Origin of the sequence: Stutzerimonas nitrititolerans (assembly GCF_003696285.1) — a bacterium.
Taxonomy (GTDB): Bacteria; Pseudomonadota; Gammaproteobacteria; order Pseudomonadales; family Pseudomonadaceae; genus Stutzerimonas; species Stutzerimonas nitrititolerans.
Window position 1 is genome coordinate 101,823 of the sequence record NZ_RFFL01000011.1, and the last position, 12,243, is coordinate 114,065.

General features: G+C 59.7%; 16 protein-coding genes. 2 read left to right on the plus strand and 14 right to left on the minus strand.

What is annotated here, in order from left to right:
* Nucleotides 1-129: 129 nt before the first annotated feature.
* The 5 genes from EA795_RS14665 to EA795_RS14695 all read right to left on the minus strand — a co-directional run bounded on the left by EA795_RS14665 (nucleotide 130) and on the right by EA795_RS14695 (nucleotide 3,694).
* Nucleotides 130-1,143 (minus strand): phage integrase, encoded by a 1,014-nt coding sequence (locus EA795_RS14665; protein ID WP_122078096.1) that lies wholly within the window; start codon nucleotides 1,141-1,143, stop codon nucleotides 130-132.
* Nucleotides 1,143-2,423 (minus strand): hypothetical protein, encoded by a 1,281-nt coding sequence (locus EA795_RS14670; protein WP_122078098.1) that lies wholly within the window; start codon nucleotides 2,421-2,423, stop codon nucleotides 1,143-1,145. Before EA795_RS14670 ends, EA795_RS14665 begins: the two co-directional genes overlap by 1 nt.
* Before the next feature lie 455 nt (nucleotides 2,424-2,878).
* Nucleotides 2,879-3,268: a hypothetical protein gene (locus tag EA795_RS14685; protein ID WP_122078101.1), complete on the minus strand. Its 390-nt coding sequence runs from the start codon at nucleotides 3,266-3,268 to the stop codon at nucleotides 2,879-2,881.
* Nucleotides 3,261-3,455: a hypothetical protein gene (locus EA795_RS14690; RefSeq protein ID WP_170162239.1), complete on the minus strand. Its 195-nt coding sequence runs from the start codon at nucleotides 3,453-3,455 to the stop codon at nucleotides 3,261-3,263. Before EA795_RS14690 ends, EA795_RS14685 begins: the two co-directional genes overlap by 8 nt.
* A gap of 20 nt (nucleotides 3,456-3,475) precedes the next feature.
* Nucleotides 3,476-3,694 carry a DNA-binding protein gene (locus EA795_RS14695; protein WP_122078105.1) on the minus strand — a complete coding sequence of 73 codons (219 nt, stop codon included), beginning with the start codon at nucleotides 3,692-3,694 and terminating at the stop codon, nucleotides 3,476-3,478.
* Nucleotides 3,695-3,845: 151 nt separating this feature from the next.
* Between EA795_RS14695 and EA795_RS14700 the strand changes: the two genes are divergently transcribed.
* A complete protein-coding gene (locus EA795_RS14700) occupies nucleotides 3,846-4,082 on the plus strand; it encodes a DNA-binding protein (RefSeq protein ID WP_240645026.1) in 237 nt (78 codons plus the stop codon).
* A gap of 135 nt (nucleotides 4,083-4,217) precedes the next feature.
* On the opposite strand, the gene EA795_RS20965 is transcribed toward EA795_RS14700, so the two are convergent.
* From EA795_RS20965 to EA795_RS14715, 5 genes are all read right to left on the minus strand, one after another.
* On the minus strand, nucleotides 4,218-4,793 hold the full coding sequence (locus tag EA795_RS20965) for a hypothetical protein (RefSeq protein WP_147456314.1): 576 nt from the start codon (nucleotides 4,791-4,793) through the stop codon (nucleotides 4,218-4,220).
* Nucleotides 4,794-4,968: 175 nt separating this feature from the next.
* Nucleotides 4,969-5,403, minus strand: coding sequence for a hypothetical protein (locus tag EA795_RS20970; protein WP_147456315.1), 435 nt, complete (start codon nucleotides 5,401-5,403; stop codon nucleotides 4,969-4,971).
* A gap of 463 nt (nucleotides 5,404-5,866) precedes the next feature.
* Entirely contained in the window at nucleotides 5,867-6,343 is a 477-nt protein-coding gene (gene soxR, locus EA795_RS14705; protein WP_122078109.1) for a redox-sensitive transcriptional activator SoxR, read from the minus strand.
* A 129-nt stretch (nucleotides 6,344-6,472) separates the two neighbouring features.
* Nucleotides 6,473-7,069 carry a LysE family translocator gene (locus EA795_RS14710; RefSeq protein ID WP_122078111.1) on the minus strand — a complete coding sequence of 199 codons (597 nt, stop codon included), beginning with the start codon at nucleotides 7,067-7,069 and terminating at the stop codon, nucleotides 6,473-6,475.
* Between the two features lie 224 nt (nucleotides 7,070-7,293).
* Nucleotides 7,294-7,917, minus strand: coding sequence for a GNAT family N-acetyltransferase (locus EA795_RS14715; RefSeq protein ID WP_170162235.1), 624 nt, complete (start codon nucleotides 7,915-7,917; stop codon nucleotides 7,294-7,296).
* A 310-nt stretch (nucleotides 7,918-8,227) separates the two neighbouring features.
* Between EA795_RS14715 and EA795_RS14725 the strand changes: the two genes are divergently transcribed.
* Entirely contained in the window at nucleotides 8,228-8,707 is a 480-nt protein-coding gene (locus tag EA795_RS14725; RefSeq protein ID WP_122078188.1) for a VOC family protein, read from the plus strand.
* 169 nt (nucleotides 8,708-8,876) lie between these two features.
* Here the strand turns inward: EA795_RS14725 and tcyN are convergent, their stop codons facing one another.
* The 4 genes from tcyN to EA795_RS14745 all read right to left on the minus strand — a co-directional run bounded on the left by tcyN (nucleotide 8,877) and on the right by EA795_RS14745 (nucleotide 12,206).
* A complete protein-coding gene (tcyN, locus tag EA795_RS14730) occupies nucleotides 8,877-9,635 on the minus strand; it encodes an L-cystine ABC transporter ATP-binding protein TcyN (protein ID WP_122078115.1) in 759 nt (252 codons plus the stop codon).
* Nucleotides 9,635-10,303: a cystine ABC transporter permease gene (tcyL, locus tag EA795_RS14735; RefSeq protein ID WP_122078116.1), complete on the minus strand. Its 669-nt coding sequence runs from the start codon at nucleotides 10,301-10,303 to the stop codon at nucleotides 9,635-9,637. The genes tcyN and tcyL overlap by 1 nt, the downstream gene beginning before the upstream one ends.
* Nucleotides 10,300-11,097: a cystine ABC transporter substrate-binding protein gene (gene tcyJ, locus EA795_RS14740; protein WP_122078118.1), complete on the minus strand. Its 798-nt coding sequence runs from the start codon at nucleotides 11,095-11,097 to the stop codon at nucleotides 10,300-10,302. Before tcyJ ends, tcyL begins: the two co-directional genes overlap by 4 nt.
* Nucleotides 11,098-11,186: 89 nt before the next feature.
* Nucleotides 11,187-12,206 carry a D-cysteine desulfhydrase gene (locus EA795_RS14745; RefSeq protein WP_122078120.1) on the minus strand — a complete coding sequence of 340 codons (1,020 nt, stop codon included), beginning with the start codon at nucleotides 12,204-12,206 and terminating at the stop codon, nucleotides 11,187-11,189.
* Between the last annotated feature and the right edge of the window lie 37 nt (nucleotides 12,207-12,243).

Sequence of the window (12,243 nt, forward strand, 5' to 3'; positions counted from 1 at the left end):
GAATGTACCCAAGCCCGGTGGCGGAGAGCAGCCACGCTCCCGAAACAACGACGGGCAGATCCGCGACAAACGTAGCGACGCGGGCAAGCCCAGGAAGAAATAAACCAGGGTACGAGGCAGGTCGCTGCTCTAGTGATCTGCCTCCGGTTGAAACGCCTTTCTCCATGATTGTGGGCCAAGCGTGACCGCATCTTTGAGATGGTCTGGCGCAAGATGGGCATAGCGCATCGTCATCGCCAGCGACGCATGACCCAGGATCTTCTGCAGGGTCAGGATGTTTCCGCCGTTCATTACGAAGCGACTGGCAAAGGTGTGCCGCAGCACATGCGACGATTGCCCAGCGGGCAGGGTGATACCTGATGCCGTCAGGGTCTTGTCGAAGCTATTCAGGCAGTTCGAGAACTGGCCGTGTCGCTTAAAGTGCTCGGAGATCCGCTGTTCCAGGATGGGATCAATCGGGATCGACCGGACCCGCTTACTCTTCGTGTTCACGAACGTCACCAGACCCGACCGCACCCGTTCAGGCACCAATGCTTGAGCCTCGCCCCATCGTGCGCCCGTCGCAAGGCAGATAGCAGCCACCATTGCCACGTGCGGCGTCTTGCAGCGCGTGTGGATGGTCTGAAAGAGCAGGGCGACTTCGGCATCGGTCAGGTAGGCCAGTTCCTTTTCCTGAAGGCGAAGCGGGCGCACCTGGGCCAGCGGATTCGGATAGTCGATCTCGCCGAGCTGTCGCAGCACGTTGTAAACCGAGCGCAGGTAGCCGAGGCGATTGTTCAACGTCTTCGGGTTGGCCTTATTGGCGAGCAGGGCGGCGCGGTACTCAGCGTACTGGTTGCCAGTGATTCGACGTGCCACCGGATTGCCGAGCTGTCTCGCCATTTCATCGAGCAGGCGTCGGCGTGCTTCGCTGTCTGCCAGGGTGTGACCGTGCAACACGAACCAGCGATCGACGAGTTCCAGCAGGCGGCGAGCGTCCTTCGGCTTGGGGTACCAGTCCGGCGTCTCTATCACCTTCGCCCGACACGTCGCCTCGAACCGCTGGGCTTCGCCCTTGGTCTTGAAGGTCTTGCGGAAGCGCTTGCCCTTGATCGGCTCTACATCGACTTTCCAGCGGCCATCGTCGGTTTGCTGGATCGCCATTAGATCGCTCTGCCCCACCTTACATGGCGTTCCTGCAGCAGATCCTTGATGTGCTTGTACAGATCCCGCTCGCTCATGTCCTTGGCGGCGTAGTGGTCGCGGATGACCGGCCAGCAATCCCATTGCTTCAGCGTCTCGAATGCTTTCTTAGCGCCCACTCGCTCCCTTGCCAGCAGGCTTACGAAGTTTCCCAGGAACAGTTCCACGTTCTTGCCTGAGAAGCCTCGAGAGGTCTTGTAGTACCGCTTGTACTCGGTTTCATCGACCAGGGAGTCGACTGGCAGATCGACCCGCGCGTCGTCGCGCATTAGCGTCCAGATCGGATCGAAATAGCCGGGTCGGGCGAGCAACTTGAACTGACTGAGGCCGTAGCGCCACAGGCCGTCCAGATGGGCCGAGAAGGCTGCGAAGGAGTCCGTATCAATGACTTGGCCGGTCTTCACGTCAGTCGAGCCGCTGGCGAACTGCTGGATGATCGAGTGGTGATAGCGCAGCTCCACGCGCCACACGTCCTGGGCCGGGTTGTAGTTCTCGGGGTCCTTGGCATCGAACGAATCACGGCGACGCCAGACGCTTTCCCAGTAGTCGAGCTTGTCCGTTGCGCGGGCCTGTTCGGTCTTGTTGTAGATACACAGCTGGACGCCGCCAGCCGAGCCGAACATGGACGTTTCGCCGCGACCGTAGACACTGGACTTGGTCGCCCACTCCACCTGATTGATGCCCGAGATATCCCGATGCGTTCTGGCTCGGCAATGCAGGCGGGCGACCAGATCCACCGGCGGTTTCCAGCCCTGCAGGTCCAACGCCAGATGGACCGCACACTGGTTACGCTCGCGGTGCGTCATCACGGCTGCGGCGTAGTAGTCCATGCGTTCTTGCAGGCGTTCCGGCGACAGCGCGTCGATGGCGTGCGGTGACACTTCGATTTTCAGGTGTGGGCCGATCTGTTCGAGCTTCGCGTTGAAGTTCTTGATCAGCAGCACGAAGCCAAGATCAGCGTTCTGCAGCTTGTACTGGTAGCCCGAGTCCCGGCCCACTCGCCCCGAGTGCCAGATCTCCCCGGCGAACTCGACCATCGCGCCCGGCTTCTCGAACAGCGCCATGATCTCGGGGCGGATCAGCCCGCGGTACAGCTGGCGGACCGTATCGACGCCGCAGCGCAGCAAACGGACCTTGGACAGATCGACGATTGCCGCCGTGCCCGGATCTACGAACAGACGCCCGTTGCGATCTTCACGGGCAAGCATGTCCAGACGGAGAAAATCTTTTGGTTTGGCCATTTGGTTTCACTTCCTAATGCTGATTAATGCGGTTCTCAACCTTCGTTTATCTGACGTGTTACAGGGACGTCAGGCGCCCAGCCTGCTCCCGCGCACGCGCGATGCCTCGTGCCTCGGCAAACCGCGTGAGCGGGGAGCAGGCATGCTTCTGATTGGCTATCTCTGGTAACCGGATCAGTGAAAACGACGGGCGGGTCATCCAGGCAGGGTTGTTCCTGGATGAAGGTCATCAGGTAGGGATGGTCGGGCGGCGGAATGCCGGCCAGTGCGATGCAGAGCGCAAGGCAGGCCAGCCCGAGAGGCAGGTGGGAAAGTCGGAGATCGGCGCGGCGCGACAGGAAGAACACCAAGGGCGCTGCCCTTGTCATCCCGCTCTTGCCGCCGAGGGCTCGGGAGCGTGGGGTGGAGAAGCTACCCCACACTCCCCGCGATAGGCTGGTCATGATCGTGCAGGGTCAAGGGTGCGCTGCGCCCGTGCTTCCGTTCGACGGAACGGTGGAGCTGTTCCGACGAGCCGGGAGCGCGGCCCTTGACCTTGCGTGCTTAGGAAGGGTGATACGGCCCAGTACGTTGCCGGAACCGTGCCGGTCGCGGTGCCGCATCACCCTGATGGTGCAGATATCGGAGAAGTAGACTTCGTTCGGGTAGTCGAGCTGGCTGGAGACGTTCAGCCCCATGAAATAGGCCAGATCACAGACCCCTTCCATCGGCAGCACTACACCCAGGATGTGCATGCATTGCCAGAAGGATTCCGGTTCATCGTCCCAGCGCAGCTCCACCAGAACGGTTTGGCCGACATAGGCCAGCGCGGTTTGCGCGTCGAGTGCGAGACGTTGGCTAGACATGGCTGTAATCCCCCGGTTGAAACTCCGTCTTGCCCTTGAGCAGGTCATCACGCAGGCGCGCCAGATTGACCATGCGGAAGTCGGCCAGCTTCATGCTCGGGATAGCGCCAGAGTCGGCCCAGTTGATGGCCTCCTCAACCGATACACCGCTCATTTCGGCAAAGGTCTTGATGCTGCACAGGTCCATGCTGTCGTCTTTTCTGGTGCTCACAGGGTCCACTCCTGTTCAAGAAGCTGCTGATGCAGAAGGGCCACGTTGATCATGGTGCGCTTGCCCACTTTCTGCGAAGGCAGGTAGTTCCGCTCCACCCAGGTGCGTACCACGATGGGCTCGTCACCCATACCGATCCACTCGGCGAACTTCTGCCACGGCATCAGGGGCGGAGCGCCGTGCAGCTTTTGCGGGTCAAGACCTTCCGTATCCATCGGCTTTACTCCACTATGTTCGGCTTTGATAACCAATCAACTAATGGGTAACAACTACCCATGGAGCGATTGTTACCCATCTCGCATGGTGGAGCAATAGCTACTCAGGAAATTTTTCTGCATGCACAGCGCATCCGATAGAGCACGCGCGTTGCTCAAGCTGATCGGCCCCAAACGGGCAAGCGAACAAGGTGGTGATTACGAGCGCTGGCGGAACGTCAGCAAAGGCGCGGTGCGCGTAAGCGCAGACGAGATAGACGTACTGGTGAAGATCTACCCTCAGTACGCCCTATGGTTGGCAAGCGGACAGATTGCCCCGGAGATCGGCCAGACCAGCCCGGTCTACGACGAGGCCAACCGAAACTTGAGCCCACCAAGCGCGGGATAGCAATCACACGGAAAGTAGCTAGGCGATGGTATGCCCGAGCGCAGGGAGCAAAGTGAAGGAGCAGCACTAAAACCGTTGGCTAACGGGCGGACCATGGCATTTTCAAGGAGTGGAGCGAACGCATTGAGCACAATGCTAGCGGCTAGGTGCAAGGTCAAACGATACGATATGAAATCCTAACTCGGAGCGTAGTATATGTAGCCTATACACACCTTTTTGCGGAAGGCGAGTAAACGCAGCTTCGGTAATACACACGTGATTCGGAAACGCAGTATCGATGTCATGACCTTCAAGACGGAAATCGCAGCTTCTTCTGCTGCGATTATAGTGCTTGGAGAGATCGCTTATTAGCTGCTCGCCACGACCAATCACTCGCGTCGTAATGTCGCCAACGCCATGCATTATCGATAGTGAAAAAATTAAAAAGACTACGATAGGCCCAAAAAGAACAACAAGTATTTTCATTGGCACTGAGGTGTTAGGGCGGAATGTCGTTCGCTCTGTTAGCACAGCCCAGTAGAAGGCCGCGACGCAGATGATTGTCGCTGTCATCGCAATACTAAAACCTGTAACGACCCACGCTGCTGATGGCACAAAATCTGTCCACCATCCATAAATGCTAATCAGCGTCACTACTAGAGCGACGTTAGTTATGATGACTCGACTTTTGGAAACATCAGCAGAACCATAGAGCGCTGCCTTCCATGACATAGACCGACTCCTTGAATTTTGTTGAGGGGCCGGCATTGGCCCATCCCAGTGAGCGAAGCGAATGGTTTTTCTGAACCACTAGTTAGGCTAGCGTGCGCTAATGTTAGTGAGTATGCAGGCGCCCATTACTGCGAACCATGCGCCACCAAATATCTTTATAGATACCAAATAGAGCCTAGAGCGCAACGACACGCTTTCCTCTAAGTGCTTCAAACATTCCGAATGAGAGATAAGGTGAGGCAACTCTCTGGCGGAATGAAAATATCGTAAAGATTACTAGATAGGTAATGTAGTAGCCAAGCAAACCAAACACAATGATGTAAGTTAATAGGTCACTCATAACTAGTAGAATTTCTACTTGAAAATCACGAGAAACAATTGCTAATGATGAATTTACTAGACCCAAAGCAAAGGCTAGCACCAATAGAGAGATAGATAAGTCAAATATTTTTAGGGCTGTCAATTGCGCATAGCTAAAAGATAATCTTCTGTAGGTGAAATAAAGAAGCACTGGGGCTATTAGCATTGCCCAAGTATCAATTGATCCCGACAAAAAAATTATGAAGGGCGTGGCTGCGGAAATGTATTTGTCTTTCTTCGTTATTTCCAAGGTGAAATCCTTTTGACCTTGACCGATGGAAGGGGCCTTTGTGCGTCCCTGTGAGCTAAGCGCAGCTTAACCATTTGGCGCGAAGCTTGAAATGGTATGTATCAGCGGAACGACTAGAGTGCGACCTAGCGCGCCTTCGTCGGGCTTGCCATGTCGAATAACTGTCGAAATCACTGCCGATTAACGCGGCGCAATGCGGGCGACACGGGGCGGCAAGCCCTGTAATGCCGGGCTTTGCAGGGCAACACGAATCAAAAAATGGGGTTCAAATCCCTATCTCTCCGCCATTACATGAGAACCGAAGCCCCTGATTTCAAAACAGAAATCAGGGGCTTCGTGTTTCTGGGTTCAGCATTAGGACAAAATCTTCACGCTCTAGCTCGCTGTAAACCGTGCTGCTCTTATAGGGCCTCGAGTAAACTTCAAGTCCAAGTCGTGCCTCCAAGATTCGGAGGCTCGGCCTTCAGTCATGTTCTGGCGCCTTATCGGAGAGCCACAGCCGAGGACCGGTGCCACTGGTTCCGGCCAGGTCGTTTGGATTCGCCAGCTTGCAGCGCTGCAGCGAGAGGCAGCCGCAGCCGATGCAGTGATCCAGGTCCATGTCGAGTCGCTGCAGTTCCTCGATGCGCTGGGCGACCTGTTGCTTCCACCCTCGAGATAGCGCTTGCCAATCCCTGTTCGTTGGCAATTTGTCGGTGGGTAGGCGCGCCAGCTGCTGACCGATTTCCTCAAGCGAGTAGCCGATCTTCTGCGCGAAGAGGATGAATGCCACGCGGCGCAGCGTCGAGCGGGGGAAGTAGCGGCGGGTAGTTCCCTGACGGGACGAGCTGATCAAGCCGAGCGATTCGTAGTAGCGCAGGGCAGAGGCCGCCACGCCGCTACGTTTGGTAATTTCACCGATCGGTAGCAAAGGATCCTTCTTGAACGCTTGTCCAGGCATCCGGTGGCCTCCCTGAAACTACAGATGAAGGTACGTTTGGGTTGAAGAGAAGCAGGTCATCTGCTTGATCGCGAGAGCCTGCGGCGGTCTCGAAATGGAAAACTGGCGATGCGCATCGATGGCGGCGACTCATTCAAACAGAAGTGGGTACAGCGACAGCACCAGCATTATCGCCATGGATACGTTGAATACCCGAAGGTGTCTCAGGTCGGTCAGCCAGCGGCGTAGGGTTGTACCGAACGTGACCCAGACCGTCACGCTGGGTGCGTTGACGAGCGCGAACAGCAGCGAGAGCACCACGACCGCCTGCATGCCGCCACCGGCGGGCAAGTAAGCCGTGATGGCCCCGATGGCCATGATCCACGCCTTCGGATTGACCCATTGGAAACCCGCAGCTTTCCAGAACCCGAACGGCCGGCCATGCGTCGAAGCGTCCCCCATCGGAGCGGCCGTCGCGATTTGCCAGGCCAAGTACACCAGGTAAGCGCCGCCAACGATGCGCAACACGGCATACAGCGAGGGATAGGCCTCGAACAGGCGACCCAGTCCGGCGCCCACGCCCATTACCATCACCGCGAAGCCGATACTGATTCCCAGGACATGCGGCAGGCTACGTACGAACCCGTAGTTCAAGCCGGAGGCCAGCAGCATCGTGTTGTTCGGCCCCGGAGTTACGGAGGTCACGAAGGCATAGGTGATGAAGGCGAGCAGGGTTTCTGACGGCATGAGTTCCTCCGAGTGCTATCGACCGGAAAGATTGGCTTTCGCTGGCAGGCATGAACCAAGAAGTCTCAGCCATCGAGTGACCGTGATCCATGCACAGCCATCAACGAATCGACCCGGTCAGTGGCACTGCCTGGGCCGCGCATGCGGCGGGCGACTCTCGCGACGCGCGTACCGTGACCCCAGGTCGCCGGCGATCGCAGCATCAGCCGGCATTCATAGATCGTTCACGTCCCCCGTTGCTCGCGCTCAGGGCTGTGCCAAGTCATGCCGATATGGGTTTGTCCGTCTTGCGTCCTGGTGAACCCGAGGCGCTCGTAGAAGCGCCTTGCCGCCACGTTTATCCTGAACACGCTAAGCTCGATGGGCATACCACGTTCGGCCGCTTTCACCTGAAGTTGGCCCACGAGTCGGGTACCGACTCCGCGGCCTTGAAGCGCAGGCAGCAGCGCAATGTTGCGCAGGTAGATCCGCTCGGCTTGGTTCTGAATCTGCAGGTAACCCGCGACCTCGTTATCCGCCTGCACCACCCAAGTGCTAGCCGTGGCCATCTCTTCCAGAAAATTGCCGCGTTGCCAGCGTTCGTCCCAACCCCAGGTCCGCGCGATGTGGGGCAGGAACACGGCCCGGTGAATCTCGAACAGCTTGAGCAGATCACTGCACGCCGCTCGTCGAAGTTCCACCCGGCTCTCTTGCGGCAACGAGCCGGTGTGCATTGGACCATGGATGGCACCTTGACCTTGGTCGATGCTGATGCCCCCACGCCCAGCGCCAGCGGCATCGGTACGGCGGTGATCTCTGTGTTCGACAGACTCGCCTGTATCCAGCGAGAGCTCATTGAAAAGGCACATCGGCTTCTAGTCCTGTTCTGGTTGAAGGCGACGCCGCAGGCGAGCGCCAGACGCCAGGACTCTAAAAGTTCAAGTGAACTTGAGGTCAATAAGCCGGAGCGAAGATTTTTCCGGTACCGAGGAGGGAGACCGAGGGTCCAGCCGATCTGCCGCAACGCAAGTCTGTACGAGGTGTCGATTTCACAGGCGCTCGTGCGACTAGTTCTGGCTATTGCCAAGGCGAATGCGGTGTAAAGCGTCAAGTCCTACGGCCGCGCTTCACCCCACCGGCTTGGTGACATCCTGTTGATCAACACAGAGCCCCAAAATGATGACCAGCAAAAACGCCATCTGCCTCTGGTATGACGGTACCGCGCTCGAGGCTGCTACCTTCTATGCCGAAACCTTCCCGGACAGCACAGTGGGCGCTGTTCATCGCGCGCCTGGTGACTATCCCTCGGGTAAGCAGGGCGATGTACTGACGGTCGAGTTCACCGTGATGGGGATCCCTTGCCTCGGGCTAAATGGGGGACCGGCGTTCAAACATAGCGAGGCATTCTCGTTCCAGGTCGCAACCGACGACCAGGCCGAGACGGACCGCTTGTGGAACGCGATCGTCGATAACGGCGGCCAGGAAAGCGAATGCGGCTGGTGCAAGGACAAATGGGGCCTGTCGTGGCAAATCACGCCGCGCGTATTGACGGCCGCCTATACCAGCCCTGATCAAGCGGCGGCCAAGCGCGCGTTCGAAGCGATGATGGGGATGCGCAAGATCGACATTGCTACGATCGAAGCGGCATTGAAGGGTTAACGGCATTTCGAACCGAGCCGGGCCGGCGAGTAGGCCCAATCGGGCCGACAGTTCATTGGACCATCGGCAACGATGAACCTTTGCCAGAGAAAGGCCGAAGCCAAACCAGAGACGGACAGCCGAGCGCGAAGAGCATGGTCGAGGATCGAGGCAGCGGCGAACGGGTTCGTCAGTACCCGTCGTGGTCGCCAATGAACTTGCTCAGGAACTGCCGCGTGCGTTCGTGCTGCGGTGCGCTGAGCAACTGCCTGGCGTCGCCCTGTTCGACGATCACCCCGTCGTCGATGAAGATCGCCCTGTCGGCCACGTCGCGCGCGAAGCTCATCTCGTGGGTGACGATGACCATGGTGCGCCTTTCCTCGGCCAGGCCGCGGATCGTGGCGAGCACTTCGCCGACCAGTTCCGGGTCCAGCGCCGAGGTCGGTTCGTCGAACAGGATCACGTCCGGGTGCATCGCCAATGCGCGGGCGATCGCCACGCGCTGTTGCTGGCCGCCGGAGAGACGCCTGGGATAGGCGTCCTCCTTGCCGTCCAGACCGACCTTGGCCAGCAGCGCGCGGCCGCGCTCGATAGCCTTGCTACGCGGCTCCTTCTTTACCTGCACCGGGCCTTCGATGACATTCTCGAGGGCGGTCCGGTGGGGGAACAGGTTAAAATTCTGGAACACGAAACCGACATGCTGGCGCAGCTCGCGGATCAGCCGTTGCTGCGCCTTGAGCGGCTTGTCCGCGTCGATGTGGATCGTCCCGACGCTGATCTGCCCGCCGCTGGGTTGCTCCAGCAGGTTGAGGCAGCGCAGCAGGGTGGTCTTGCCCGAGCCGCTGGGGCCGATGATCGCCAGCACCTCGCCGGGAGCGATGTCGAGGTCGATGCCCTTGAGCACCTCCTGGCCATTGAAGGATTTCCTCAGGTTGCGCACGGAGATCATCAGGCGTCCTGCTCGTGACGGTTGACCCGGTGTTCCAGGCGTCCCTGGAAGTACGCCAGCACGCTGGCCAGCAACCAGTAGATCAGGGCGGCGGCCAGGTACATGGTGAAAATCTCAAAGGTGCGTGCGGTGATCAGCTGCGCCTGGCGAAACAGCTCCGGCACCTGGATGGTGGCAGCCAGGGCGGTGTCCTTGACCAGCGAGATGAAGCTGTTGCCCAGAGGTGGCAGGGCGGTGCGTGCGGCCTGCGGCAGGATGGCCCGGTAGAGAGTCTGCGCGCGTCCCATGCCGATACTGGCGGCTGCCTCCCACTGGCCACGGTCGATGGAGGCTATGGCGGCGCGCAGAATCTCGGCAGTGTAGGCCGCTATGTTCAGCGAGAAACCGATCAACGCGGCTGGCAGCGGATCGAGCTGGATGCCCAGTTGCGGCAGGCCGTAATAGATCATGAACAACTGCACCAGCAGGGGCGTGCCGCGGAAAAACGACACATAGACCCGTGCCAGCCACTGCAGCGGCCAGAACGCGTACAGCCGCAGCAGGGCAAGGCCAAAGCCCAGCAGCAGGCCGAAGAACATGCCCCCCAGGCTCAGCACCACGGTCCACCACGCCCCCTTGAGCAGGAAGGGCAGGGAGTCCAGTACCAGTTGCAGGCTGCCCTCGATCATTGCGTAACGTCAGCCCCGAACCACTTCTCCGATAGCTGTTTGAGCGTGCCATCGGCGCGCAGCTTGGCAATGGCTTCATCGATGGAGGCGAGCAGCTGCGGGTTGCCCTTGCGCAGGGCGACACCCGATTCCTGGCGGGAGAAGGCATCACCGGCCACCGCCAGGCGATCGCCGGTTTTCTCGACCATCTCGAAGGCGGCCAGACGGTCGACCAGGATGACGTCGATGCGGCCGACGGCGAGGTCCTGGAACTTGGTCGGGTCATCGTCGTAGGTGCGGATATCGGCTTGTGGCACGTTCTCCTTCAGCCACTGCTCGTAGTTGGTGCCCAGGCCCACGCCGACCTTCTTGCCGGCGAGGTCCGCCGGACTCCTGATGCTGTCGGCATCGGCCTTGCGGGTGAGTGCCTGGATGCCGGAGACGGTATAGGGTGTGGAGAAGTCGTACTTCTGCTTGCGCTCCTGCGAGATGGTCACCTGATTGATCACCACGTCCAGGCGCCTGGATTCCAGGGCGGCGAGAATGCCGTCCCACTTGGTTGGCTGGAATTCGGCCTTGACCCCCAGTTCCTCTGCCAGGGCGTTGGCGAAATCCACCTCGAAGCCAGTCAACCGACCGCTTTCGTCCTGGTAGTTGAAGGGCGGGTAGGTGCCTTCCAGACCGACCTTAAGGGAGCCGTTGGCCTTGATCTCATCGAGCAGATCGGCCGCGAACACTGGCATGAACAGGCTCGAGCCGAGCAGCAGGCTCAGGCTGCCGAGCAGCAGATGGCGACGCAGAAGGGCAAACGTCATGGCAGGCCTCCAGGGGGACGGAACGGTCACACAACTCTAACGGCGGATATATATTCGATAAAACAATTAGAAGGCATTACGTCCTGAGTCTAGGGAATAAGGTTTTCCGCACCCAGTGACCATGGATAATAGGCGAACAATGCCGGGGCACCACCGGTGTGCAGGAACAGCAGCGGCCCCTGGCTGGGAAAGGCGCCCCGGGCAATGCCGTCGAGTAGCCCGGCGAAAGCCTTGCCGGTATACACCGGGTCGAGCAGCACGCCTTCCTGTTCGGCCAGCAGGCGTATTGCGGCCAGGGTGCCGGCATTTGGCTCACCATAGCGCGGGGCGAAATACTGGTCCCACAGCTCGACCTGCAGGCCCGTCGGCACTTCGACGCCGAGCAGCTCGGCGGTGCGTTGCAACAGGCCCTCGACTTTGGGCCGCTGAGCCGCCTCCGGGCGCGACACGGTGACCCCGACCACCCGGCTGCCCGGACGGGCATAGTCCAGCGCTAAGGCCAGGCCACTGTGGGTTCCGGCGCTACCGGACGCGAGCACCACGGCGGCAAAATCCTCACCGGTGCCGTGCATCTGCTCGGCCAGCTCCAGGCCGGCGCGCACGTAGCCCAACGCGCCGAGCGCATTGGAACCGCCAATGGGCACCACGTAGGGCTTGCGCCCAGAGCCGCGAAGGCGCTCGGCAGCGGCCTGCAGCAATTCGTCGGCACTGTCCAGGTTGGCCACGGCTTCGATCTCGCAGCCGAACAGGTCGAGCAGCAGGCGGTTGCCATTGCCCAGGTAGTTGCCCTCGGACGTGCCCAGCGGATTCTCCAAGAGCGCCAGACAGCCGAGGCCCAACCTGGCCGCCAGGGCCGCGGTCTGGCGCACATGGTTGGACTGGATGGCACCGGCGGTAACCAGCACATCGGCGCCCTCTGCAAGGGCCTCGGCGCCGAGGTATTCGAGCTTGCGCGCCTTGTTGCCACCGAGTGCCAGCGGGGTGAGGTCGTCGCGCTTGATCCAGATATCCCGACCCAGGTGGCGTGACAGGCGCGGCAAGTGCTCCAGGGGCGTGGAGGCGGTGATCAGTTCAAGGCGAGGGAAGCGGGCGAGGGCGTCGGTGAGCATCGGGCAGGCTTCTGAATAAGGATGAATTATCACTGTA